Source organism: Streptomyces sp. NPDC058701, from assembly GCF_042715295.1.
Taxonomy (GTDB): Bacteria; Actinomycetota; Actinomycetes; order Streptomycetales; family Streptomycetaceae; genus Streptomyces.
This window is the reverse complement of sequence record NZ_JBHXSY010000005.1, coordinates 283038-307396: the sequence shown is the minus strand read 5'-3', so window position 1 is coordinate 307396 and position 24359 is coordinate 283038. Positions and strand designations below refer to the sequence as shown.

Sequence of the window (24359 nt, the reverse complement as noted above, 5' to 3'; positions counted from 1 at the left end):
GCGGGGTGAAGAAGTTCTCAGTGATCGGCATAGGCGCGGGCGACCCGGACCATCTGACCCTCCAGGCGGTCAAGGCGATCAGGGCGGCGGACGCGTTCCTCATCCTGGAGAAGGGCGAGGACAAGGCGGACCTGACCGGGCTGCGGCGGGCGATGCTCGATGAGCACGCCCGCCCGGGGCACCGGCTGGTGGAGGGCCGCGACCCGGACCGGGACCGCACCCCGGCGGACTACGCCCCGACGGTGGACGGCTGGCGCAGCGCGCGGGCCGAACTGTTCGAGCGGTTCATCGCGGAGGACCTGGCCGAGGGCGAGACCGGGGCGTTCCTGGTGTGGGGCGATCCCTCGCTGTACGACTCCACGCTGGCGATCCTCGACGAGGTGCTGGAGAAGGGCCGGGTGGCGTTCGAGCACGAGGTGGTGCCGGGCATCAGCAGCGTGTCCTCGCTGCTGGCCCGGCACCGCACGAACCTGAACCGGGTGGGCCGCCCGGTCCAGATCACCACCGGCCGGCGGCTGGCCGAGGGCTGGCCGGAGGGGGTGGACGACGTGGTGGTGATGCTCGACGCCCGGCACGCCTTCACCGCCCACCTGGACCAGGACCTGTTCATCTACTGGGGGGCCTACGTCGGCACCCCGGACGAGATCCTCGTGTCGGGGAAGCTCGGTGAGGTCGCGGGGCGGATCGAGGAGCTGCGCACCGAGGCCCGCGCCCGCAAGGGCTGGATCATGGACACCTACCTGCTCAGGCGCGGCTGAGGCGGGCGGGCCCGCGCCCCTCGGGCGCGCCGGGGTACGCGGACCCCCGCCCCCTCAGGCGCGGCTGAGGTACGCGGGCAGCCCGGCGGCGAGGCGCTCGTACTCCTCGGGCCGGTTGTAGACCTGCCCGCAGACGCGGATGCCGCCGCCGCCCGGCCGGGGCCAGACCAGGACCCGGACGCGGAGGCGTGCCGCGATCTCCTCGCGCAGGGCCACGGCGTCCTCGGGGGTCTCGGCGGTGCCGGGCGGCAGGCGCAGGGACCGCATGGCGAGGCCCTCGGTGTGCGGGAGCGGGGTGAGCCCGGGGATCTCGGCGAGCAGGGACGCGCCGTGGGCGGCCAGGGCGCTGTTGTGGGCCCGTACCCGGGGCGCGTCGAGGCGCTGGAGGAGGTCCAGGCCCTCGGGCGCGGCGAGCCAGCCGGTGTAGTCGGCGGTGGCGCGGTACTCGACCGAGCGGGGGAACCCGTGCTGGTCCTCCCAGGAGGGGACGAGTGCGCGGACGCGGTGGCGGTGCTCCGGGGCGACGGCGAGGACCGCGCTGCCGGACGGGGCGTACCCCCACTTGTGGAGGTTGCCGAACCAGAAGTCGGCGCGGCCGGCGAGGGGGTCGGCGAGCATGCCGGGGGCGTGGGCGCCGTCGACCACGGTGGTGACGCCGCGTTCCCGGAGGTCGGCGAGGAGCCGGGGGGAGGCGATGAGGCGGGCGGTGGGCGAGCTTACGTGGTCGAGCACCGCCGCCTTGGTACGGGGTGTCAGACCGGCCAGCACGGCCTCGCGGACGGCGTCCTCGTCGGGCAGGAGGGGGTCGAGGGCGACGGTGGTGACCGCGGCGCGGCGGGCGGCGGCCGCGACGACGGTGCCGTAGCCGTGGTCGGTGACCAGGATCTCGTCGCCGTCGGCGAAGGGGATCGCGTCGAGGGCGAGGTTGGCGCCCTCGGTGGCGTTGGCGATGAAGGCGAGCCCGTCGGGGTCGGCGCCGAGGTGCGCGGCGATCCGGGCGCGGGCCCCGGCGAGCCGGTCGCAGACGCCGAGGAAGAAGGCGTCGGGGTCGGCGTGGGCCAGGGCCCGGAGGGCGGCCTGCGCCTCCTGTACGGGTACGGGGACCGCGCCGAAGGAGCCGTGGTTCAGGTGCGCGACGGAGGGGTCGAGGCGGAACAGCCCCTCGGTGCCCGGGAAGACCCGTGCCGGGACGTCGGTGCGGCCGTCGGGCCGTCCCGGGGCGCGCCCTCCGGAGGGCGCCGCCGGCTCCCCGCCGGACGGCCGGCCGCCGGTCTGCCGCGCGGTGGCGGTCGGGGGCCCGGCCGGGGGCCCCTCGGGACGGTCGCGGTCGGGCACGGGGCCTCCCAGGGCGGGGTCGGGGCTGTCGTGGTGATCCTCTCCCGCCACGACGGCGACCGGTAGCCCGCGTGGGGGCCTCAGGGGGTGTCGTCGAACTCGCTCCCGCCGTGCGGTGTCCGGCACGCGCCCGCCGGCCGCGTGGTCGGACCGCCCGTGCTCCGGTGCGCGGGCGGCCTCCGCCGTGCGAGCACACGCACCGGACACCGCACGGCCCGCCCCCGGGCGTACGGAACGACTCCGACGCCGCCCCCCTACGGCTCCCGGCCGCTGGTCGCCGCGTAGTACTGGAGGTCCTGTACCTCCACGGTGCGGTCCGCCGGGTAGGGCAGTTCCACCCCGGTCGCGACCTTTCCGCCCCGGACCACCTCGGCGGAGCTCGTGCCCGGCTTCAGGGGCAGCAGCTCGGAGTGGACCCCGGCCGGGGCCTCGTGCGAGTCCTTCGCGGATCCGACGGCCGTGCGGACGACGGCGGGTGCGGCGAGGAAGCTGAGTACCTCCACCGTGTCGCGGGGTGCGGCGCTGCCCCTGCGCAGGGACATCACCAGCGACTGGTCGCCGGTCGGATCGGCCTGGGCGAACTGGGTGCGCGCGGTGAGGTAGACGGTGTCCCGGACGATGTCGGGCCAGCTGCCCGTCTTGAACCGGGTCAGGTAGTAGGAGGTCAGGTCCAGGTAGGTGTGACCGTTGTGCAGGGAGGGGGCGAACTGGCTGCCCTCGGAGTAGTCGTTCCAGGTGGTGAGCTGGACCCAGTCGGCGCCGTCGTCGATGGCGTGCTTCCAGGTGGCGCGCAGGGTGGCGGTGTTGCCGGCCTCGTCATAGATGCCCTGGTTGGGGCGGGCGTCCTGGACGGACACGGGCTGCATCCAGATCTTGCCCAGGTCGTGCGCCCGCTTGACGTCACGGGTGTTGCCCTCCTGGCCGACGTAACTGCGGCTGCCCCACTCCGAGAAGCCGTAGCTGATGGGGGCGAAGTCGCCGTTGTGGGCGCCGAAGTCGAGGAAGAGCGGGACGAACGCGGTGCGGATGCCGTGCTTCGACGTGAGGATGCCCAGCACCTCGGTCCACCAGGACGCGCTCTTCGCCTCGGCCTTGAAGGGCGAGACGACGAGCCTGCCGTCGGGGAGCCGGTGCGCGGCGGGGGCCGCGCCGAGTGCGGCGATCGCGTCGGCGAGCACGCGGGGGTCGTCGGTCTTCAGCGAGGTCATGTCCGGCATCAGCATGACCTTGAAGGCCGGGTCCACCGAACGGGCCGCCGCCATCAGCTGGTTGGAGCGCTCCCAGTTCTTGCCGGACAGGGAGAGCATGTCGAGGGTGAACCCGTCGATGCCGGCCGCTCGGGCCGTGCGCACCTCCTGCTGGAGGTTGGCGTACTCCCAGTCGCCGCCCTTCGGCTGTACGGGCAGCGGCCGGTCGCGCAGCAGGCCGCCGTACCGCTCGTGCTTGCCGCTCTCGCCGTCCGGGTTCAGGTAGTTGCGGGTGTAGTAGTCGGCGTCCGCGCTCGCGTTGTCGAGGGAGAGCGGGTACGGGGTGAAGTAGTGGGCGAACACCAGCTTCTTGCCCGCGGCGCCCGACCGGAGGGCCGCCGGCTGGGGCAGGTCGAAGGGCAGGGCTCCTGCGGGGCGGACGCCCCCGGTGCCGGCGCTCGCGCCTCCGGGGGTGCCCGTGCCGCCGGGGGACGTGTCCGGGGTGGGGCTCTGGTCGGGTCCCGGGGCGGTGGGCACCGGTGTGCCGGGGGCGGCGTCGGGGCCGGTCGACCAGGGGACACCGATGACGGGGGCCGAACTGCCGCGCACGCCGGCCGCCGAGGAGGGGTCCCAGGCTATTCCGGTGGCCGCGCAGACGCCGACGAGGAGGAAGCCGGAGACGAGGGCGACCAGCGGGCCGCGTCTCCTGAGCGCCGGTCTGCGGCGGTGCGAGACGGGCTGCGCCGCCCGCTGCGCCCGCCGGCCCGTCCGTCGCCCTGCTCGCCGGTCCGCTCGCCGGTCCGCTGTCATCGTGGCCCCTCCCCGGGAATATGCCCCGAGTGGGGGCTGCACAGCAGTAGAGCCCATTACCGTCGCCCGGACAACCGTTCCAGGCGCCGGGGCGGGGACACGTACGTCACGGGGCGCACGGGAACTACGCCGACCGCTTTGCCGGGGCTAATCCGGCCGGTGCGGCAACGGCCTCGACACGGCGTCGCGCAGGACTCCTTCCCGGCGTCGCACCCACGCAGGCGCAACTCCTTCCGCTTCGCACCCGGCGCCCACCGGCCGGGGGCGGGCCACCGCGCCCTGCCCAGGGGCCTTCCCCGGCCGCGGGGGCGGCGGGCCCGGCCCGGCGCCGTGCGTCGTCTACGCCCCCTCCACCATCCGGCGGACTCGGCTCACGTCCGGGACGGACCGCTCCGACGTGGCGGCCATCGGCCCCAACAGCACTGTCCGGCAACGCCGTTGACCGTATCGAGGCCCCGGCGGGCGGCCACCCTGCGGGGCCCTTCGGCGGAATGCGACGTTCCCCTGGCCTTCCGGCTCAACTGGCGCATAATCGTCGACACGCGGCTCGAACCAGCACGCTTGCCGCGCTTGGTCACGCATGCAATGGGGGGCATCGTGCCGATGGGGGAATCCGGATCCACGGGGACGTCGGCAGCCACGTCCGCCGAGCTGTCCCGGCTGCTCACCGCCGTCCGGACGGGGCGGGTGGTGACCGTGACCGGTGGGTTCCGCGAACCGCGGAGCCTGCTGGTGCGGGAGATCGCACGGCGGATCGCGTCCAACTTCTACGACGGGGTGTCCGTCGTCGCCTTCGAGCCGTCGGTCGGGGTCCACGGCACCCGGGAGCTCACGGCCGCGCTCTGCCGCGTTCCCGAAACGCCCGCGCCACCGTGCGGGACGGCGAACACCGCGTCCTGGCTGGCCGAACGCGACATGCTGCTCGTGCTGGACGGCGCCGACCTGCTCGGACCGCAGGCGCGCGCCTGGCTGCGGGACCTCCTCTCCGTGGCCCCCGGGCTGCGGATCCTCGCCGCGGGACGGTCCCCGCTCGGCATCGGACAGGAGCGGGTGCACCGGCTCTGACGGCCGGCCGGCGACGTATCCATGAGCGAGTCCGAGCACCCCGACGCGCCCGGAACGGCCGGTACGGCCCCCCGTGTCCCGCCCCGGCGGCGTCGGCCGCCCGATGCGCCGCCTGCCCGCCGCCGGCCTCAGCCCAGCTGTCGGCTGAGCTCGCGCCACACCTCGGGCGGGCAGGGCCCCTGGGGTCGGGACGTGAGGAACAGGCCGTACTCCACCCGGCGCGGCTCCCGGCCGGCCTCCACCCAGTGGTCCCGGCCGGACGTGGTGTCCCAGCCGTCGTTCGGCAACCAGATGTGGTCGGACCGGCCGTCCTTGTCCTTGCTGGTGATCTGGGCCACCTCCGCGTGACCGGCGTGGGCGGCCAGCACCACGCAGTAGTGGCGCAGCTGCCGTTCGGGGTCCTCGCGCAGCGGCACCATGGCGAGCCAGATCTCGCCCGCGGCGGGCCTGCGGTCACCGCCCCGGCCGGGACGCCGGAGCCGGAAGCCGCCCCAGGGCCGGCCGCCCAGCCAGCGGGAGCCGCCCCACCGGCGGATCACGCCCACGAACGCGAGCGCCACCAGCCCGGCGGCGCCGCTCTCGGCGGCCGCCCGTACGTTCCAGGCGGGGACGTCCCCGACCCGGCCCTCGACCCACCACAGGACGGGGGCGACCACGGCGAGCAGGGCGGCCGCCCGCGCCGGGGCCGGCCACCACACGGACACGCGGCCGCCGCGGCTCCGGCCCCGGCTCCGGCCCGCGTAGAGCGCGAGGGCCAGGGCGGTGACGACCGGGAACGCGTGGACGAGCAGGTACGGTCCGAAGCCGTGCAGCCGCTGCGGCGGCGTCTGCTCGGCCAGCAGGTCGGGCAGGACCAGCGGGAGCGCCAGCAGGTACCCGACGGTCGGCACGACGACCACCAGCAGCAGGAAGCCCGCGCAGCCGATGCCCGCGCAGGACGTGTTGGAACCCCGTGCCACAGAACCCCCCTGGATCACCGGTGGCGAACGCTAGCGCACGGTCCGGCACTCGGCCAGCCGTCCCAGGACGATCTCGTCGACGAAGGTCCCGTACACCCGGGCCGAGCGGCGCGGGGTGCCCTCGGCGGCGAAGCGGGCCTCGCCGCGGAGGGGCCGGACGGATCGTACGGGGCGTGGCCGCCGCCGGAGTGCGGACACACGTCCGCCCCGGCCGGGCACGGGGCCGGCCGGGGCGGAGCGCGTCACTGGCGTGCGGGCACGGCCACCGGCGTCAGCCGAGGGTGGCGATGGCCTGGTTGAAGGTCTCGGAGGGGCGCATGACCTTCGCGGCCTTGGCGGCGTCGGGCTGGTAGTAGCCGCCGATGTCGGCCGGCGAGCCCTGGACCGCGTTCAGCTCGTCGACGATGGTCTGCTCCGACTCGGCCAGGGTCTTGGCGAGCGGGTCGAAGGCGGCGGCCAGCTTCGGGTCGTCGATCTGCCGGGACAGCTCCTGCGCCCAGTACAGGGCGAGGTAGAAGTGGCTGCCGCGGTTGTCGATGCCGCCGAGCTTGCGGCTCGGCGACTTGTCCTCGGCCAGGAAGGTGCCGGTCGCGCGGTCCAGGGTGTCGGCCAGCACCTGGGCGCGGGCGTTGCCGGTGGTGGTCGCGAGGTGCTCGAAGGAGACGGCCAGCGCGAGGAACTCGCCGAGCGAGTCCCAGCGCAGGTAGTTCTCCTTGACGAGCTGCTGCACGTGCTTGGGGGCGGAGCCGCCGGCGCCGGTCTCGAAGAGGCCGCCGCCGTTCATCAGCGGGACCACCGACAGCATCTTGGCGCTGGTGCCCAGCTCCAGGATCGGGAACAGGTCGGTGAGGTAGTCGCGGAGCACGTTGCCGGTCACCGAGATGGTGTCCTCGCCGCGGCGGATGCGCTCCAGGGAGAAGGCGGTGGCCTCGACCGGGGAGAGGATCTTGAGGGTCAGGCCCTCGGTGTCGTGGTCGGCGAGGTACGTCTTGACCTTGGCGATCAGCTGCGCGTCGTGCGCACGGTCCTCGTCGAGCCAGAAGACGGCCGGGTTGCCGGTGGCGCGGGCGCGGGTGACGGCGAGCTTGACCCAGTCCTGGATCGGCGCGTCCTTGGTCTGGCAGGCGCGGAAGATGTCGCCGGCGGCGACCTCCTGCTCCAGGACCGTGGTGCCCTCGGCGTCGACGAGGCGGACGGTGCCCGCGGCGGCGATCTCGAAGGTCTTGTCGTGGCTGCCGTACTCCTCGGCCTTCTGGGCCATGAGGCCGACGTTCGGCACCGAGCCCATGGTGGACGGGTCGAAGGCGCCGTGCGCGCGGCAGTCGTCGATGACGACCTGGTAGACACCGGCGTAGCTGCTGTCCGGCAGGACGGCCAGGGTGTCGGCCTCGGCGCCGTCCGGGCCCCACATGTGGCCGGAGGTGCGGATCATGGCCGGCATGGAGGCGTCGACGATGACGTCGCTCGGTACGTGCAGGTTGGTGATGCCCTTGTCCGAGTCGACCATCGCGAGGGCGGGACCCTCGGCGATCTCCGCGTCGAAGGAGGCCTTGATCGCGTCGGCGTCGGGCAGCGCGCCCAGGCCGTTCAGGATGGCGCCCAGGCCGTCGTTCGGGGAGAGGCCGGCGGCGGCCAGGGTCTCGCCGTGGCGGGCGAAGGTCTTCGGGAAGAAGGCGCGGACCACGTGGCCGAAGACGATGGGGTCGGAGACCTTCATCATCGTGGCCTTCAGGTGCACGGAGAACAGGATGTCCTCGGCCTTGGCGCGCTCGATCTGGTCGTTCAGGAAGGTGCGCAGCGCGTCCACGTGCAGCACGGAGGCGTCCACGACCTCGCCGGCCAGGACCGGTACGGACTCGCGCAGGACGGTGGTGGAGCCGTCGGCGGCGACGTGCTCGATGCGCAGCGTGCCGGCCTCGGTGATCACGGTGGACTTCTCGGTGGAGCGGAAGTCGTTCGCGCCCATGGTGGCCACGTTGGTCTTCGACTCTGCGGTCCAGGCACCCATGCGGTGCGGGTGGGCCTTCGCGTAGTTCTTGACCGAGGCGGGGGCACGGCGGTCGGAGTTGCCCTCGCGCAGGACCGGGTTGACGGCGCTGCCCTTGATCTTGTCGTAGCGGGCGCGGGTCTCGCGCTCCTCGTCGGTCTTCGGGTCGTCCGGGTAGTCCGGAAGCGCGTATCCCTGGCCCTGGAGCTCGGCGACCGCGGCCTTGAGCTGCGGGATCGAGGCCGAGACGTTGGGCAGCTTGATGATGTTCGCGCCCGGGGTCTTCGCCAGCTCGCCGAGCTCGGCGAGGGCGTCGGCGATGCGCTGGCCCTCTTCCAGGTGCTCGGGGAAGCTGGCGATGATCCGACCGGCCAGGGAGATGTCACGGGTCTCGACGCTCACTCCGGCCGTCGACGCGTACGCCTGGATCACAGGCAGGAACGAATACGTCGCCAGGGCCGGGGCCTCGTCGGTGTGCGTGTAGATGATGGTCGAGTCAGTCACCGGATGCTCCGCTCCACAGTCTGCGTCTCTCGTCTGCAACATTGCTCGACATCAAGATATCTCGTGATCGGGCCGGTCCGGACAGCCCCCTGCCGTGAAGCGCGGGAGACGCGCGTCACGCGGGCCCCGGAACGGCGAGAGCGCCGCCGCGGCTGTTTCCGGCCACGGCGGCGCTCAGGCACGACGGCCCGCGGGCCGGGTGGGTCAGGCGTGGACGGCCTTCGGGTTCTCGCCGTACTGGTTCGCCTGCGGCTGGCCCTCGGAGGCCGTCAGGACCAGCAGCCAGATGCCGCCGATGAGCGGGACCAGGGCGATGAGGAACCAGGCGCCGGACTTGCCGAGGTCGTGCAGGCGGCGGACGGTGACCGCCAGGCCCGGCAGGAAGACGCCGAGGGCGTAGATGCCGACCAGGATCGGGGCAGTGCCGAGCACGGCGTCGAGGATCGCGAGGACGACGATGATGCCCACGTTGAAGAGGGCGTACATCCAGTACTCCTGGCGGCGGGCGCGGCCGGAGAACACGGCGTACTTCTTCAGAACGTCGAGGTAGTGGTTCATGGGTCCCCCAGAGGACGGTGGTTCGGGCCCGTCCTGCTGGATCAAGCCGGGGCAGAACTTATGCTCGGCTTACATCGCGGTCAAGCCAGTTCTGGAGGGCGCCAATTCACCCACGGGGCCTGATTTCCGGCGCTGGCCGGGAAACGCGGATGGCCGAAGTGCCGCTGTGTCCGCGGAAGTCCGGAAAGTCCGCGGCCCGCACCTGCCGTCGAGTCCGCGGCCAGCACCGATCGTTGGCCACATCGTTACTCCGCCGCGACACCGCGGGCCGGATCCGGGAGGGACGGGAACCGGGCCGCGGCGCACCTTCGCGGGTCAGCCGATGCGGAAGGGGTCGCCGTAGACCTTCCAGTCGAGCGGGGTGTCGAGGTTCAGGTTTCCCTTCTTCAGGAAGACCCGCTGGGCGGTGTCGACGCGGCTGGTGTCGCTGTGCGCCTCTTCCTGCTTCATCGCCCAGACGCGGGCGTCGAGGAAGGCGTTCAGCCAGGTGGTCTCGTTGCCGCCCTGAGCCGGGGGCTTGGCCTTCGCGAGGGCGCGCCCCCGGATGTTGCGGAAGCTGGTGGAGTCGGTGCCGTCGCCGTGCATGACGATGGCGTCGTAGTAGATGAACTGGCCGAGCGTACCGACGCCGTCGGACTTGCCCTGCCGGACCGAGGGGTTGAAGTAGACCCGGTCGCGCTCGTGGTCCTGGGCCTTCTTGAACGCGGTGTCCTGGGCCGCCTTCGCCCAGTCCCGGGTGAAGTTCGGGTCGAGGCCGGCGTGCGAGTCGCTGCCGTCGACGCGGCGCAGGGCGGGGAGGTACTTGGCCAGTACGTTCCCCGGCTTGACCTGGGTGTAGTGCTCGACGAGGTCGAGCATGTCCCCGGTGCCGGAGCAGAAGCCGATGATCCCGGCCGTGTAGCCGCGGCCGTCACCGATGTCCTCTATGTACTTGTACTGCGCCTTCCAGTCCAGGGAGGAGTTCTCCGCGCTGGAGACGATCCGCATGGCGATGTCCTTCTTCGCCGGATCGTCGAGCCCCGCGGCCGCGGCGACCGGCGCCCCGGAGACGGCCGACCTGGATGCGGGGGCGGTGGCGTGCGCGGTGACCGGTACGGCGAGGAGCGTGCTGCCGAGGACGACAGCGATCGCCAGTGACGTGCGTTGGGGGGTGAACACAAGGCCTCCGTACGGTAGTTGAGGCATTCCCAGTTGTGTTAGGAAACTTTACTACCAGATCGGTCGGTCTCTCAAGACCCCCGGAATGACTTCCGCCGAATCCTTTCCGCCGCTGACCAATCCGGCAGGCCGCGGGCTCCGAAGCAAGGGTGTCCGCCGCGCGCGCCCGCGTCCGCCGGCCCGCTGTCCGCCCGTCCGCCTGTCCGCCCGCCCGCCGCTCGGCCGCCCGCCCGCAGCACCGCCCGCAGTGAAGGAACACCCATGACGCATACGCGTATCCGCCCGCCGGCCGGCCCGGGGACGGCGGCGTGAGGCAGCAGACGGCCTTCGGCGTGCCGGACCAATCCGGCGCCCCCGACCTCCCCGCGCTCATGGAACGCGTCGCCCGCGGCGACGAGGACGCCTTCGCCGCGCTCTACGACGTGGTCGCGGGCCCCGTCTTCGGCATCGCCGTCAAGGTCCTGCGCGACCGTGCCCAGTCGGAGGAGGTCGCCCAGGAGGTCATGATCGACGTATGGCGCCAGGCACCGCGCTACCGGTCCGACAAGGGCTCCGTCATGACGTGGGTGATGACCATCGCCCACCGCCGCGCCGTGGACCGGGTCCGCTCGGCCCAGGCCGCCGCGGCCCGCGAACAGGACACCGCAGCCCGCGAGCACAAGCGCCCGTACGACGAGGTCAGCGAGCAGGTCGAGATCCGGCTGGAGAGCGAGCAGGTACGCCGCTGCGTGCGCGGCCTGACCGAGCTGCAGCGTCAGGCCGTCACCCTCGCCTACTACGGCGGCCTCACCTACCGCGAGGTCGCCGAGACCCTGGACGCCCCCTTGCCCACGATCAAGACCCGCCTGCGCGACGGACTCATCCGGCTGCGCGACTGCATGGGGGTGACCGCATGACGACCGACTCCGACCACCTCCACGCCCTGTCGGGCGCGTACGCCGTGAACGCACTCGAACCCGGCGAGCGGGACGCGTTCGCCCACCACCTGACGCGGTGTCCCGCGTGCGCGCAGGACGTACGGGAGTTCTCGGCGACCGCGGCCCGGCTGGGTTCGGCGGTCGCGCTGGCCCCGCCGCCGGCGATGCGGACCGAGGTGCTGGCCCGCATCGACACGGTGCGCCAGCTCGCCCCGCCCCGGCGCGGCATGGTCGCGCTGCGGCGGCGGGCGCTCCCGCTGGCCCTCGCGGCGTGCCTGGCCGGGGGCCTGGCCGGCGGTCTCGCCCTGGGCGGCGCGGCGTTGTGGTCCGGCGAGGAGTCCCCGCAGCCGGACCGGGCCCTCCGGGATCTGGCGGCGGTGATCACGGCCCCCGATGCCCGTACGGTGTCGGGCCGCTCACCGGGCGGTGCGACGGCGACGGTGGTGCTCTCCGCACGGCAGGACCGGGCCGTGTTCCTCGGCTCGGGGCTGCCGCCCGCGCCGGAGGGCAAGACGTACCAGCTGTGGTTCGCGGACGGCCCGGAGATGCGGCCGGCCGGGCTGCTCGCCGGGGACGGAGGCACCCTGATGACGGGCTCCCCCGGCCGGGCGTCGGCGGTCGGCCTGACGCTGGAGCCGGCGGGCGGATCGGAGCAGCCGACTTCGGCCCCCGTGATGCTGATGGCCCTGACCGCCTGACGTGGCGGGCGGCCGACGGCCGGCGGTCATGACCGCCCGCCGGGGGTCAGAGCCAGCCGTTGCGCCGGAAGCCCCGGTGGATGACGAAGCAGGCGAGCGCCATGACCCCGAGGACGAGCGGGTACCCGTACGTCCAGCGCAGCTCCGGCATGTGGTCGAAGTTCATGCCGTAGACCCCGCAGACCATCGTCGGCACGGCCACGATCGCCGCCCAGGCCGTGATCTTGCGCATGTCCTCGTTCTGCGCGACGGTCACCTGCGCGAGGTGCGCCTGGAGGATGGAGTCGAGCAGGTTGTCGTACGCGCCGATCTGATCGGTGGCCCGGGTCAGGTGGTCGGCCACGTCCCGGAAGTACGTGCGGACCTCCGGCGGGATGACCGGTATCGGCTGCGTGGCCAGTTGGGTGAGCGGTCGGCCGAGCGGCGCCACCGCCCGCCGCAGCTCCAGCAGTTCGCGCTTGAGCTGGTAGATCCGGCCGGCGTCGCCCCGGCCCCCGTACTCGCTGAACACGGCGGTCTCGACGGCGTCGATGTCGTTCTGCACGGCGTCCGTCACGGCCAGGTAGTCGTCGACGACGTGGTCGGCCATGGCGTGCAGGACGGCCGCCGGCCCCTTGGAGAGCAGCTCCGGGGAGGCTTCCAGCGCCTCGCGGACCGGGCCGAGGGTGCCGCGGCCGCCGTGCCGGATGGTGATGACGAAGTCGTCGCCGGTGAAGGCCATCAGCTCGCCGGTCTCCACCACCTCGCTGGTGGAGGTCAGTTCCTCGTGTTCGACGTAGCGCACGGTCTTGAAGACGGAGAACAGGGTGTCGTCGTACCGTTCCACCTTGGGGCGCTGGTGGGCGTTGACGGCGTCCTCGACGGCGAGCGGGTGCAGGCCGAACAGCTCCGCGAGGCCCGCGAGCTCCTCCTGCGCCGGCTCGTGCAGGCCGATCCACACGAAGCCGTGGCCCGTCTTGCGGACCCGGCGCAGCGCCTCCTCGGCTTCCGAACAGCCGTCCTGGCGTACGCCGTCCTGGTAGACGACGCAGTTGACGACCGCGCTGCCGAGCGGGGAGCGGGCGGGGTGGCTGAGGTCGACGGCCCGCCGGTAGCCGCGGCGAACGGCCCGGCGCAGGCTGCTGAACATGGACAACGGCTTTCTCCCCTTCGGCGGATCACCGGCAAGTGTGCCACCGCGGCCGCACCCCTCCGGCCACCGCGACCGGGCGTTCCCGCGGCCGCAGCCCCGCGGCCGGGCCTGCCGGGGGGCGGGCCGGCCGGGGGGGGCGCCGGCCGGGGGGCGAGCCTGCCGGGGGCGGGCCGGCCTCGCCCGACGGCCCCGCGCCGGGACGCCCCGCGCCACCTTCGTGCCCGACGTCACGGCGGCGGTGGGTTACGCCCGGTCGATGAAGACGCTCGTGGACTTCACGCGGGCCGTGGCCCGCGCGCCGACCTCCAGCCCGAGTTCCTCCACCGCCTCCCGGGTCAGCAGCGACACGACCCGGTGCGGTCCCGCCTGGATCTCGACCTGTGCGTCGACCGTTCCGAGCTTCACTCCGGTGACGATCCCCGGGAAGGCGTTGCGCGCCGAGGTGTACGGGGCTTCGTCGCCGCCCTCGGCACCCTCCTGTGCGACCTCCACGCAGAACGCCGCCAGGTCCGGCCCCTCCACCATCCTGCGGGTGCCGTCCCGGCGGGTGGGGAACCGCTCCGCGTCCGCCCAGCGCCGCGCCGTGTCGACGCTCACACCGAGCAGCCGCGCCGCCTGACCGATCGTGTAGGACTCCATGGCCCGCAGCTTAGGTCCTGCCCGGCGAGGGCCCCCGCAGCGCCTGCGCCGCCGCTTCCGCGATCACCCCGGCCACCATCGACAGCACCGGCGAGTCGAGTTTCCACTGCTGCCAGTACAGCGGCACGTCCATCGGCCGGCGCGGCGCCAGCAGCACCAGCTGCCCCGTCCGTACCAGCGGCCGGGCCTGGGTCTCCGGTACCAGCCCCCACCCGAGTCCGGCGACGACGGCGTCGCGGAACCCCTCCGACGTCGGCATGTAGTGCCGTACGTGTCCTGCTCCGGCCGTCGCGTCCCCGGTGAGCAACCGTACGAACGCGTCCTGGAGGACGTCCTTCCGGTCGAACACGATCGTCGGCGCCTCCCGCAGGTCCCGGTCCAGCGCCCCCGTCAGGTGCCGGGCCGCGAACCCCGGGTGCGCCACCGGGAGGTACCTCATCTGGCCCAGCCGCCGCACGGTGCATCCCGCCACCGGGTCCGGCGAAGAGGTCAACGCCGCCATCACCTGTCCCTCCCGCAGCAGGGCCGTCGTGTGCGACTCGTCCTCGCGGTGCAGTTCGAAGCAGACCGGCGGGTCCTGCGGGACCCGGGCCAGGGCGGGCAGGAACCAGGTGGCGAGGGAGTCCGCGTTCACCGCGATCGGCAGCCGGACCGGGCCCGCCCCGTCGGAGATGCCCAGCTCGGCCCGCGCGTCCCGCTCCAGGCGGGACAGCTGCCGCGCGAAGCGGACGACCACTTCCCCGGACTCCGTCGCCCGCACCGGCTTCGTCCGCATCAGCAGCACCCGGCCCGTCCGCTGCTCCAGCGCCTTGACCCGCTGGCTCACCGCGGACGGCGTCACGTGCAGGGCCGCAGCCGCCGCGTCGAAGGTGCCCTCGTCCACCACGGCGAGCAGCGTCCGGACCTGGTCCAGGGGAAGCTCTTCCATCACAAGGGCTAATGATACGTAAAAATCTTTAGCTGTACTGAAACGAAGGCGCTGCCTACGGTCGGTGTCATGACCTACGGCATCACCACGGCGGTCCTCGCCGGCTTCGGCACCGGACTCTCCCTCATCGTGGCCATCGGCGCCCAGAACGCCTTCGTCCTCCGCCAGGGGGCCCGCCGCCACGCGGTGCTCGCGGTGGTCGCCATCTGCGCGGTGTCCGACGCCCTGCTGATCGCCCTCGGCGTCGCCGGGGTCGGCGCCTTCGTCACCGCCTGGCCCGCCGCGCTGACCGTCGTGGGCCTGGCCGGCGGAACGTTCCTCGTCGGGTACGGGGTTCTCGCCGCCCGCCGCGCCGTGCGACCGGTCCCGGGCGCCGCCCTGACCGCCGACGGGGCCGCCCCCGCTCCCGGTTCCGTACGCCGCGCCGTGCTGACCTGCCTGGCCATGACCTGGCTCAACCCGCACGTGTACCTGGACACCGTGCTGCTCGTGGGCTCCCTCGCGGCCGACCGGGGAGACCTGCGCTGGGCGTTCGGCATCGGGGCCGTCGTGGCCAGTCTGGCCTGGTTCGCCGCCCTGGGGTACGGGGCCCGGCTCCTCAGCGGGCTGTTGTCCCGCCCCGCGGCCTGGCGGGTGCTGGACGGGCTCGTCGCGGCGATGATGGTCACCATGGGCGGCCTCCTCCTGGCGCGCGCCTGAGCCGGCGCGGCGCGTGTCTGCGCCGGTGGGCGGGCCGCGTGCCGGGCACGGTGCCTGCCTGCCCACCCCTCCTAGGAGTCCTGTGACCATCACGCCCCACCGCCGCCCGCACCCCGCCGGTCCCTCCCTCTCGTCCCCCGGCGCGGTCCGGGCGGAGCACGGCGCCCGGCACGCGCCGCTCGTGACCGCGGCCGCCGTCGTGCTGGACGCGCGCGGACGGGTCTTCGTACCGTCCGCCGCGGACCCGTCCGCCACGGACCCGTCGGAAGGGGGCCCGTCGGCAGGGGGCCCGGTGCTGCCGGGCGGGCCGGTCGGGGAGCGCGAGACGCCCGAGGGAGGACTCGCGCGGCACCTGGCGCGGGAGCTGGGACTGCGCGCACCGGTCGGGCGGCTGCTGGCCGTCGACTCCCGGCCGGGCGGCCCGGACGCCCGCTCCGTCGTCGTCCACGTCCACCTCGTCGGCCCGCTCGGCGCCGAGGAGGCCGCGGCGCTCCCGGCCGCGGCCGGCGGGCCCTGCCGGGCCCGGTGGCTGGCGCCGGACGAGGCGTACGGGGTCCTCCCCACCCGGAGCGCGTCCCGGCTGCGCGCCGGGCTGGCCGCCCTGCACAACGGGTCGTTCGCGCACCTCGCCGACGGCGTGCCCCAGCCCGGTTCCCCGGCCGGCCTGGATCCGGACCGGCGGGCGGCGCTGGAACACTCCGGCGCGCTGGACTCCGCGAGCCACCGGGCCAACCGACCCAAGGCCCTCACCGCGGCGAGCGTCCTGTTCACCGGCCCGGACGGCGGGGTGCTGCTCGTACGGCCCGCGTACGGCAAGCCCGGCCGGCACCAGCTGCCGGGCGGCGGGGTCGACAGCGACACCGGCGAGACCCCGCGCGCCGCGGCCCGGCGGGAGGTGCTGGAGGAACTCGGCCTGGACCTCGCCCCGGGCCGCCTCCTCGCCGTCAACTGGTCGCACAAGGCGGGCCGTCCGGCCCGCATCCGGTTCCTGTACGACGGCGGCGTCCTCAGCGCTCCCGTGCTCGACCGCATCCGGCTGCCCCCCGCCGAACTCCTCGACTGGCGCACGGCCTCCCCGGGGGAGCTGCGCGGCCTGGTCGCCCCCTCGCTGCGACGCCAGATCAAGGCCTGCCTCGCCGCCCGCAAGGCCGGCTCGGGGCCCCTCGAACTGCACGCGGGACGCCCGGCCGGGAGCGCGGAGGAGGCGTCCGCGGACCGCTGACATGCGGCGCACGCTCCGGCGGGGCCCTCCTGGACATCCCGCTGCCCCTGCCCCGCCCGGTGCCGTCGGCATGGCCCGGCGCTCCCGCCGTGCGGCCGACCGGGCCCACCACCGGCTCCGCGACGCCGTACGCCGCACCCTCCGCGCGCCCGGGGACCCCACCGCATGACCTGGGCCCGAGCCGGGACGGGGCAACGTGCGCGCCCCGTACGGACGTGTCACGCTGGTCCGAACGCGTGAAGGCATGGACGGAGAACGGGGCGTGCCGTGGTGCGAGACGAGCGATCTGCCCCGACTCCCCCGCGCTCGGGCTCCGGCGCCGGCTCCCTCCGGCGACGCCTGGCCGGGTGTCTCTGCGCCGTGTTGCTCGTGACCGTGGCGCTGACGCCGGGTACGGCCGTCGGCGCGACGCCGTCACCCGCCGACGAGGCCGGACCCGACGGGCTCGACCCGCGGATCACGGAGATCATGCGGAAGCCGGAGTACCGCAACGCCCAGTGGGGTCTGCTCCAGAGCGACCCGGCGAACGGGCGCGTGACGCACAGCCGCTTCCCCGAGCAGTTCTTCATCCCCGGCTCGACGGCCAAGCTGTTCAGCGTGTCCGGGACGTGGAAGACCCTCGGCGGCGGCCACCGCTTCGAAACGCCGGTCTTCGCGGTGGGAGAGCGCAGCGGGAGCACCCTGGACGGCGACCTCGCCCTGGTCGCGCAGGGCGACCTCACCATGGGCGGCCGCACCCGCCCCGACGGCACGGTCGCCTTCACCGACCTCGACCACACCTACGCCAACGACTTCCCGGGCGCCACGCTGACCCCGGAGAACCCGCTGGCCGGGATCGACCGGATCGCGCAACAGGTGAGCCGTTCCGGCATCACCCGCGTCGACGGCGACGTGATCGTGGACGACCGGCTCTTCCAGCCCCAGCCGGTCCTCGACCCCACCCCGACCCCGCTGATCATCAACGACAACCTCATCGACCTCATGACGACCCCGGGCGACCGCGCCGGAGCCCCCGTACGGCTGGACTGGCGGCCGAAGGTCGCCCCGTACCAGGTCACTTCCACCGTCGAGACGGTGGCGGCGGGGAAGCCGACCGCCATCGAGGTGACGGCGTCGGCCGACGGCACCCGGATCAGCCTGTCCGGCACGATCGCGGCGGGCTCCGCCCCCCTGCTGCGCGTGTCCCCGATCGCCGACCCCGCGGCCTTCGGGCGCACCGCCCTGATCGAGGCGCTCGCACGGGCCGGGGTCGAGGTCACCGCGGGGCCGACGGGCCCCAACCCGGTGGCGCGGCTGCCCCGTTCGTACGGGGACGACGACCGCGTGGCCGTGTACACCTCCCCGCCCTACGCCGAGTACGCCGAGCTCATCTTCAAGGTCAGCCACAACCTGGGGGCCAACCTCGGCATCTGCCTGATGGCGGTGGAGGCGGGCGGCAAGCAGTGCATGGACGGCTTCCCCGTACTGGCCGGCTTCCTGGACCGCGCGGGCGTCGACCGCAAGCAGGCGGAACTCCTGGACGGCCGGGGCGGCAACCCCGTCGACCGAGCCACGCCGCGGGCCGAGGTGCAGTTGCTGACGTACTGGACGCGCACGCCCGAGGCGGAGCGCTTCCGCGAGGCACTGCCGATCCTCGGCGTCGACGGCCTGCTGGCCGACAACTGCCGCGACTGCCCGGCCCGGGGCAAGGTGTTCGCGAAGACCGGCGCCGCGGTGGGGCTGGACGCCCTCAACAACCGTCTGGGCGCGGGCGCCATGACCCTCGCCGGCTACCTGGACCGGGGCGACGGCCGCTACGACGCGTTCTACGTCGGCGTCAACGGCGCCTCCACCCCGACGGCCGACACGGCCGGCGTCCTGGCCATCGCCGACGACCTGGCCGTGATCGCCGCCCACCTCCAGGAATCGACTGCCGGGCGAACGGCTCGCGAAGGATAGCGCGGACGCACGGACGGCTCCCCCGTGGGGGAGCCGTCCTCGGGCGGGCCCGGGATGGGGGTGTCCGGGGTCAGGGGGCCATCTCGTACGTGCCCGCCAGGGCTTGCACGCGGTCCCAGACGCGGGCCGAGCGGTCGGCGTCGACAACCGGGCGCCGGACCGCGCCGAGCGCCCAGCTCTGCTGGTCCGCCGTGGCGGAGTCCTTGCCGTGGAGCTCGACCGCGTGCGCCGAGAAGTCGCGTACGAGCACGGAGAACAGCTCGTCCAGCACGTCCTCGTCCAGGCCCGTCAGGCGCGCCTGCTCCAGGATCAGCTGGCCGTGGACGACGAGCGCGAAGAGCTGGCCCACGGCCAGGAGCAGGTCCAGGTCGCGGCTCTGCTCCTCGTCGGGGGCGGCGGTCGTGACGAACGCGCACAGGGCGTCGGCCTGCTCGCGGAAGCGGCCCACGTTGGGGAGGGAGGCGTACGCGTCGAAGGCGGGGCGCCAGTCGTGGAAGCGTACGGAGCCGAGACCGCGGGCCGGCCCCTGGCGGAAGAGGAAGGCGTCGTCGGCCGCGTCGAGGCGGGTCGGCACGGGGGCGTAGTCCGCCGGGTCCAGGAGGTGGTTGCGCATGAACTTGAGGATCAGCGCGAGGTTGACGTGGACCGTGCCCTCCAGCTTGGGCAGTCCGCGGATCTCGACGGCGGCCTGCGCGAAGTAGGTGTCCTTCTCGAAGCCCTTGGCCGCGATGACGTCCCACAGGAGGTCGATGACCTTCTCGCCCTCCGTGGTGACCTTCATCTTCGTCATCGGGTTGAACAGCAGGTAGCGGCGGTCGTCGGGCGCGGCGGAGCGGAAGTAGTCGACGGCGCGGTCGCTGAACAGCTTCATCCCGACGAGGCGGACGTACGCGTCGGCCAGCTCGCGGCGCACGTGCGGGAAGGCGGTGACGGGACGGCCGTAGAGGACGCGGCCGTGGGCGTGGGTGACGGCCTCGTACATCGCGTGCTCGCAGATGCCGATCGAGGCGGTGCAGAGGTTGAACTTGCCGACGTTGACGGTGTTGAGCGCCGCGTCGAAGGCGGCGCGGCCGGTGTGCAGCACGTCGTCGGGACCGACCGGGTAGTCCTCCAGGCGGAACTCGCTGACGTACTTGGAGGAGTCGACGACGTTCTGCACGAGCCGGTACGCCGGGTGGCGGCTGTCGGCGGCGAAGAAGACGTAACCGTCGGGGCCCTCGACGTCGGTGCGGCGGCCGAAGACGGAGACCAGGCCGGCGGCGTTGCCGTTGCCGATGTAGTACTTGGAGCCGGTGGCGCGGAAACCGCCGGCGGCGTCGGGTTCCAGCAGCATGTCGGTGGAGTAGATGTCGGCGCCGTGGGTCTTCTCGGACAGGCCGAAGGCGAACACCTCGCCCTGCGCCAGGAGTTCGGCGGCGCGGTCGCGGGCGGCGGCGTTGTCGCTCTGCCAGACCGGGCCGAGTCCGAGGATGGTGACCTGCCACGCGTACCAGTAGTCGAGGCCGTAGAAGCCGAAGATCTCGTTCAGGGCGGCGATCCGCGCGGTGTCCCAGCGCTTGTCCGGCTCGTCCTCGCCGGCGGCGGCGGCCGGGGTCAGGAACGTGGCGAAGAGACCTTCCTTCGCCGAGAACGCGAGGAAGTCGGCCAGCCAGGCGCGGGAGCGGTAGTCCTCGATCAGCCGACGCTTGCCGCGGGCCTCGAACCAGTCGACGGTGGCGCGCAGCAGCCTGCGGGTCTCGGGGTCGAAGTGGGCGGGGTCGTAGGTGCGCGGGTTGAACAGCAGGGCGTCGGTCATGGGCGTTCGCCTTTCGGGTCGGGGCCGGGAGGGTGCCGAGTGGCGCCGGAGGGGGGATGCGGATGCGGATCGTGGCAGGGGTTGTCGTACGGGGGGTGGGCCCGGGTCGGGTACGGGTGCCCGGGTCGGGTACGGGTGCCCGGCCGACGGCCGCTCAGTGCTCGGCCAGGCGGTGGAGCGTGTCGAGTACGTCCTGGAGCCAGGCCAGCGTCATCCGCTCGTAGGCGATGCCGCCGCGGAGCACCACGTGCTGGAGCTCCCGTCCGGCGTCGGGTGCCGCGGGCGCGTCCGGACCGGTGAAGTCGCGCAGCTCCCCGGCGAGGTAGTGCGTGAGCCGGTCGGCGTGGGCGCGGTGGTGCCGTTCGACCTCGCGGATCAGCGCCGCCGGATCGTCGAAGGCCGCACCGCGGATCTTCACGGCGAGCTCGTGCCGGACGCTGTCGGGCTGGATCGGCTCGTGGAGCCAGGCGGAGAGCGCCGTGCGGCCGGATTCGGTGACGGAGTGCTCCCGCTTGTCCGGCCGCGCCTGCTGCGCCACTTCCCGGACCTCGACCCAGCCGTCGGCCTCCATGCGCTTGAGGACGCGGTAGATCTGCTGGTGGGTGGCGGTCCAGAAGTAGCCGATGGACCGGTCGAACCGGCGGGCCAGCTCGTAGCCGGAGCCCGGCTGCTCCAGCAGGGAGACGAGGATCGCGTGCTCAATCGCCATGCCCCGATCCTTCTATGCAACTCGGTGCATAGACAAGCGCCACCGCCCCGGTGAGACGCGGCTCACCCGGGACGGGTGGCGTCCGGGGCAGCGCGGACGCGAGGGGAACGGGAGGGCCGGGGGGAACCGACGTGATCAGGTTCTCGGGGGCGCCGCGGGCGGGCCCCGTCGCGGAGGGGCGATGCCCGCCCGGTCTGACGGGGGATGCAAACCGGGCGGGAGCTCTCAACTCGCGCTGTGGAGCTTACTGTAGGCGGTCGCCACTCGGGTGAGCCAGGCCACTTCCGCGGTGAAATTGTCCGTATCGCGGTCCTCGAAGTCGCCGGCGTCCTGGCTGCCGTGCGGGATGCGGCCGGTTCGTTTGGCGACCAGGGCCCGTTTGATCCGGACCGCTTCCGCGAACGCCTGCCGCGACTCCCCGCTCGGCTCCCGGCGGCCCGCGCCGTCTCCCCCGCGCGGCTCCCCGCCGCCCTCGGCCGTGCGGTCGATGTACGGGCGCAGGTCCCGCCAGCCGTCCCGTATCTCGACGATCCGCCGGTGGAGCCGGTAGTCGAGGTCGGAGAACGAAGCGCCCGGCGGCTCCAGCGCGATGTCCGGGCAGGACTCGTACAGGTCCCGCCACAACGGGTAGAGCGCCCGGTAGGACCGGTACGTGCGGACCCACCCCAGGAGCCGGGCGGCGGACGGCGCCCAGGACGGCATCGCCAGGCTCAGCGAGAGGGTGACGATGCCCAGCGCGTTGAGCACCGAGGCGACGGTCTCCTTGCGCGCCCCGATCTCGACCCCGGCGGCGATGGTGAGCACATTGACCGTCCTGACCAGGCCGTACAGGAGCAGGATCGCCGCCGCGAGGGACAGCACGCGCAGGGCCCGCCGCAGCGGTGCGTTCGCCGTCATCCGGATGCAGGGGCCGCACTGGCGGAACATCGAGACGCACGGGACGGCTTGCGAGGCGATGAAGGCCAGGAGGTACGCGAGGAGCAGCGGATCGCCGCTGCCGTCGAAGTCCAGCGGGGCCCGGCCGGGGCCGTCGGCCAGGAAGAACAGGGCGGTCAGGAGCACTTCGAGGACGATGCCCGTGAGGACCCAGAACCGCGTCTTGCGCACCGCCTCCTCGCCGACGGCCGCCCACCGCAGCAGGATGATCTGCGCGCTGACGCAGAACGCGACCGCCGCGAGGTGCATGAGGAGGATGGCGAGGTTCCCGACGCCGAGCAGGCGCGCGTCCTGCATCGCGACGGCGCCCATCGTGAAGGTGAGGCACTGGAACAGCAGGGTGGTGATCAGGGTGCGGTAGCCGATGTCCCGCCAGCTGCGCCGTCCCTGACACAGCCGGTAGGCGAGTGCGGCGTACGACGAGAGTGCCGCGATGACGAAGCAGAGGGTTCTGGTGGTGTTCAACGTCCTGGTTTCCTACGGGTACAGCACGAGCGGCGAAGCGAGCGGCGAACGGTCGGGCGGGCGGGCCGGAGCGGCCGGACGGGGCGGCGGTGACGGACATGGGCAAGGTCGAAGGCGGAAACGGGGGCGACACCAACATGGAAGTATGACTGATGCCGTTTCCCGACCCTCCGGAATCGGCGCGCTGACCGATGTCTTCGACGCCGCGTACCGCGGCGAGAGCCCCTTGGCGGAGACGCCGGCGCTGCTCTCCGCGGCGATCGAGGGCATCCCCGCGCACCGGCCCGACGGCGACCGAGCGGCCCGCGAACGTGCGCGCCGCCCCCTGCGCACCGTCCCCTGCGCGCCGCCCCCCGCGCACCGGACGCGTCCCCGCAACCGGACGGCCCGCCTCGCGAGCCGGCGGGCACCGGCCTACGCTGGTTGCCGTTGCCCGGGTCCGCGGACCACAGGAGGCCATGCCGTGAAGCCAGCTCCCCTCCGACTGCGCCGGGCCTGCACGGCCGCCGCCGCAGCAGGCGTACTGCTCGCTCCCGCGATCGCGGGTTCCGCGTACGGAGCGTCTCCCGCGACGCTGTCCGCTCCCGCGTCCACCACGCCGTCCCCGACCACCACGCCCTCACCGGCGGCCGACACCGAATTCGTGCGGCTCACGCCGGCCGTCGCGGCGCGGCTGGACGCGGCCGTGCTGCGCGTCATGCGCGAGGCCCGGGTTCCGGGCGTCACCGTGGGGCTGTGGGCTCCCGGCAAGGGGAGCTACGTGAAGTCCTTCGGCGTGGCGGACAAGGCGACCGGCGCTCCGATGACGACCCCGCTCCACGTGCGCATCGGCAGCGAGACCAAGACGTTCACGGTCACCGCCCTGCTCCAGCTCGTGGACCAGGGAAAGGTCGGCTTGGACGACCCGATCGGCCGGTACGTCACGGGAGTTCCGAACGGGGACCGCATCACCCTGCGGCAGCTGGCGGGCATGCGCAGCGGTCTCTTCAACTACAGCATGGACGACGGGTTCATCAAGACGTTCGAGGCCGATCCGCACCAGACCTTCGCGCCGCGGCAGTTGCTCGACTACTCGTTCAAGCACCCGGTGCAGTTCCAGCCGGGCGCGGAGTTCGACTACTCCAACACCAACCTGATCCTGCTCGGCCTGGTGGTCGAGAAGGTCACCGGCCGGCCGCTCCACGAGGTCGTGACGCGGGACGTCGTGGAGCGGGCCGGGCTCCGCAACACGGTCTTCCCCACGAGCCCGGACCTGCCCGCCCCGTACGCCCAGGGCTACACGGACCAGACGGCCTCCGGCAGGACCGAGGACTCGACCCGCTGGAACCCCTCGTGGGCCTGGGCCGCCGGAGAGATGGTCTCCGACCTCCAGGACCTGCGCAGCTGGGCCCGCACCCTGGCCACCGGCACCCTGCTGACGCCCGCGACGCAGGCCGAGCGCCTGAAGACCGCGCCGATGAACATCCCGGGGACCGGCTACGGCCTCGGCATCTTCGACGTACAGGGCTGGATCGGCCACAACGGCTCGATCCCCGGCTACGAGGTCCTGCCGGTCTACCTCCCCGAGGCACAGGCGACCATGGTCATCCTCCTCAACACCGACACCCAGTACGAGGGCCAGGAGCCCAGCACCCTCTTCGGCGAGGCGGTCACGAGCATCGTGTCCCCCGACCACGTGTACCCGGGCCACAAGCCGCTGGCCCCCGCGAAGTAGCGGCCAGACAGCCCGGCCCGGGCCCGCCCGACCGCGGAAACGACCGAGGGGCCGTTTCAGATTGCTCTGAAACGGCCCCGCGATCTGCGACTCTTTCGAGTCGGGACGACAGGATTTGAACCTGCGACCCCTTGACCCCCAGTCAAGTGCGCTACCAAGCTGCGCCACGTCCCGATGCCCGTTGACCTGGGGTTTTCCCCTGGTTGAACGTGCAGGAGAACAATACCGCACTTCACGGGGTGATCG

Annotated in this window: 21 protein-coding genes and 1 tRNA gene; 8 read left to right on the top strand and 14 right to left on the bottom strand. The window is 73.3% G+C overall.

The genetic code is table 11. The features are described 5' to 3' along the window. Positions 1–5: 5 nt before the first annotated feature. Complete coding sequence (cobF, locus tag ACFWW8_RS07790) at positions 6–758, top strand: precorrin-6A synthase (deacetylating) (RefSeq protein WP_386525054.1); 753 nt, start codon at positions 6–8, stop codon at positions 756–758. A gap of 54 nt (positions 759–812) precedes the next feature. Here cobF and ACFWW8_RS07785 read toward each other — a convergent pair whose 3' ends face one another. Together ACFWW8_RS07785 and ACFWW8_RS07780 are read right to left on the bottom strand one after the other, a co-directional pair. Next, positions 813–2093 carry an aminotransferase class V-fold PLP-dependent enzyme gene (locus ACFWW8_RS07785; RefSeq protein ID WP_386525052.1) on the bottom strand — a complete coding sequence of 427 codons (1281 nt, stop codon included), beginning with the start codon at positions 2091–2093 and terminating at the stop codon, positions 813–815. Between the two features lie 254 nt (positions 2094–2347). Beyond that, complete coding sequence (locus ACFWW8_RS07780; protein ID WP_386525050.1) at positions 2348–4090, bottom strand: endo-1,3-alpha-glucanase family glycosylhydrolase; 1743 nt, start codon at positions 4088–4090, stop codon at positions 2348–2350. A 570-nt stretch (positions 4091–4660) separates the two neighbouring features. Here ACFWW8_RS07780 and ACFWW8_RS07775 point away from each other — a divergent pair. Continuing rightward, entirely contained in the window at positions 4661–5155 is a 495-nt protein-coding gene (locus ACFWW8_RS07775) for a hypothetical protein (protein WP_386525048.1), read from the top strand. A gap of 128 nt (positions 5156–5283) precedes the next feature. On the opposite strand, the gene ACFWW8_RS07770 is transcribed toward ACFWW8_RS07775, so the two are convergent. The 5 genes from ACFWW8_RS07770 to ACFWW8_RS07750 form a co-directional block, all read right to left on the bottom strand. Continuing rightward, complete coding sequence (locus ACFWW8_RS07770; protein WP_386525045.1) at positions 5284–6114, bottom strand: hypothetical protein; 831 nt, start codon at positions 6112–6114, stop codon at positions 5284–5286. Positions 6115–6144: 30 nt separating this feature from the next. After that, complete coding sequence (locus tag ACFWW8_RS07765; RefSeq protein WP_386525042.1) at positions 6145–6312, bottom strand: hypothetical protein; 168 nt, start codon at positions 6310–6312, stop codon at positions 6145–6147. Between the two features lie 73 nt (positions 6313–6385). Continuing rightward, positions 6386–8605, bottom strand: a complete 2220-nt coding sequence (locus tag ACFWW8_RS07760; protein ID WP_386525039.1) for an NADP-dependent isocitrate dehydrogenase — start codon at positions 8603–8605, stop codon at positions 6386–6388. A gap of 204 nt (positions 8606–8809) precedes the next feature. Further along, positions 8810–9163: a DUF805 domain-containing protein gene (locus ACFWW8_RS07755; protein WP_386525037.1), complete on the bottom strand. Its 354-nt coding sequence runs from the start codon at positions 9161–9163 to the stop codon at positions 8810–8812. A 315-nt stretch (positions 9164–9478) separates the two neighbouring features. Continuing rightward, positions 9479–10348 (bottom strand): chitosanase, encoded by an 870-nt coding sequence (locus ACFWW8_RS07750; RefSeq protein WP_386525034.1) that lies wholly within the window; start codon positions 10346–10348, stop codon positions 9479–9481. A 344-nt stretch (positions 10349–10692) separates the two neighbouring features. On the opposite strand from ACFWW8_RS07750, the gene sigK reads away from it, so the two are divergent. Continuing rightward, complete coding sequence (sigK, locus tag ACFWW8_RS07745; protein ID WP_386525131.1) at positions 10693–11217, top strand: ECF RNA polymerase sigma factor SigK; 525 nt, start codon at positions 10693–10695, stop codon at positions 11215–11217. Next, positions 11214–11936 carry an anti-sigma factor domain-containing protein gene (locus ACFWW8_RS07740; RefSeq protein ID WP_386525031.1) on the top strand — a complete coding sequence of 241 codons (723 nt, stop codon included), beginning with the start codon at positions 11214–11216 and terminating at the stop codon, positions 11934–11936. Before sigK ends, ACFWW8_RS07740 begins: the two co-directional genes overlap by 4 nt. A gap of 46 nt (positions 11937–11982) precedes the next feature. Here the strand turns inward: ACFWW8_RS07740 and corA are convergent, their stop codons facing one another. The 3 genes from corA to ACFWW8_RS07725 form a co-directional block, all read right to left on the bottom strand. After that, complete coding sequence (gene corA / locus ACFWW8_RS07735; protein WP_386525128.1) at positions 11983–13065, bottom strand: magnesium/cobalt transporter CorA; 1083 nt, start codon at positions 13063–13065, stop codon at positions 11983–11985. 246 nt (positions 13066–13311) lie between these two features. Beyond that, a complete protein-coding gene (locus tag ACFWW8_RS07730) occupies positions 13312–13707 on the bottom strand; it encodes a molybdopterin-binding protein (protein WP_386525028.1) in 396 nt (131 codons plus the stop codon). Positions 13708–13717: 10 nt separating this feature from the next. After that, positions 13718–14635 carry a LysR family transcriptional regulator ArgP gene (locus ACFWW8_RS07725; RefSeq protein ID WP_386525126.1) on the bottom strand — a complete coding sequence of 306 codons (918 nt, stop codon included), beginning with the start codon at positions 14633–14635 and terminating at the stop codon, positions 13718–13720. A 69-nt stretch (positions 14636–14704) separates the two neighbouring features. On the opposite strand from ACFWW8_RS07725, the gene ACFWW8_RS07720 reads away from it, so the two are divergent. From ACFWW8_RS07720 to dacB, 3 genes are all read left to right on the top strand, one after another. Further along, on the top strand, positions 14705–15334 hold the full coding sequence (locus tag ACFWW8_RS07720; protein ID WP_386525025.1) for a LysE/ArgO family amino acid transporter: 630 nt from the start codon (positions 14705–14707) through the stop codon (positions 15332–15334). An 82-nt stretch (positions 15335–15416) separates the two neighbouring features. Continuing rightward, on the top strand, positions 15417–16556 hold the full coding sequence (locus ACFWW8_RS07715) for an NUDIX domain-containing protein (RefSeq protein ID WP_386525023.1): 1140 nt from the start codon (positions 15417–15419) through the stop codon (positions 16554–16556). 360 nt (positions 16557–16916) lie between these two features. Continuing rightward, positions 16917–18494: a D-alanyl-D-alanine carboxypeptidase/D-alanyl-D-alanine-endopeptidase gene (gene dacB, locus ACFWW8_RS07710; RefSeq protein WP_386525020.1), complete on the top strand. Its 1578-nt coding sequence runs from the start codon at positions 16917–16919 to the stop codon at positions 18492–18494. Between the two features lie 70 nt (positions 18495–18564). Here dacB and ACFWW8_RS07705 read toward each other — a convergent pair whose 3' ends face one another. The 3 genes from ACFWW8_RS07705 to ACFWW8_RS07695 all read right to left on the bottom strand — a co-directional run bounded on the left by ACFWW8_RS07705 (position 18565) and on the right by ACFWW8_RS07695 (position 22399). Further along, entirely contained in the window at positions 18565–20289 is a 1725-nt protein-coding gene (locus ACFWW8_RS07705) for an acyl-CoA dehydrogenase family protein (protein WP_386525017.1), read from the bottom strand. 154 nt (positions 20290–20443) lie between these two features. Next, positions 20444–20998: a PadR family transcriptional regulator gene (locus ACFWW8_RS07700; protein ID WP_386525014.1), complete on the bottom strand. Its 555-nt coding sequence runs from the start codon at positions 20996–20998 to the stop codon at positions 20444–20446. Between the two features lie 225 nt (positions 20999–21223). Then, complete coding sequence (locus tag ACFWW8_RS07695; RefSeq protein WP_386525011.1) at positions 21224–22399, bottom strand: MAB_1171c family putative transporter; 1176 nt, start codon at positions 22397–22399, stop codon at positions 21224–21226. A gap of 463 nt (positions 22400–22862) precedes the next feature. Between ACFWW8_RS07695 and ACFWW8_RS07690 the strand changes: the two genes are divergently transcribed. Continuing rightward, positions 22863–24113, top strand: coding sequence for a serine hydrolase domain-containing protein (locus tag ACFWW8_RS07690; protein ID WP_386525008.1), 1251 nt, complete (start codon positions 22863–22865; stop codon positions 24111–24113). A gap of 100 nt (positions 24114–24213) precedes the next feature. On the opposite strand, the gene ACFWW8_RS07685 is transcribed toward ACFWW8_RS07690, so the two are convergent. Beyond that, positions 24214–24287 (bottom strand) — tRNA-Pro (locus ACFWW8_RS07685). Positions 24288–24359: the final 72 nt, after the last annotated feature.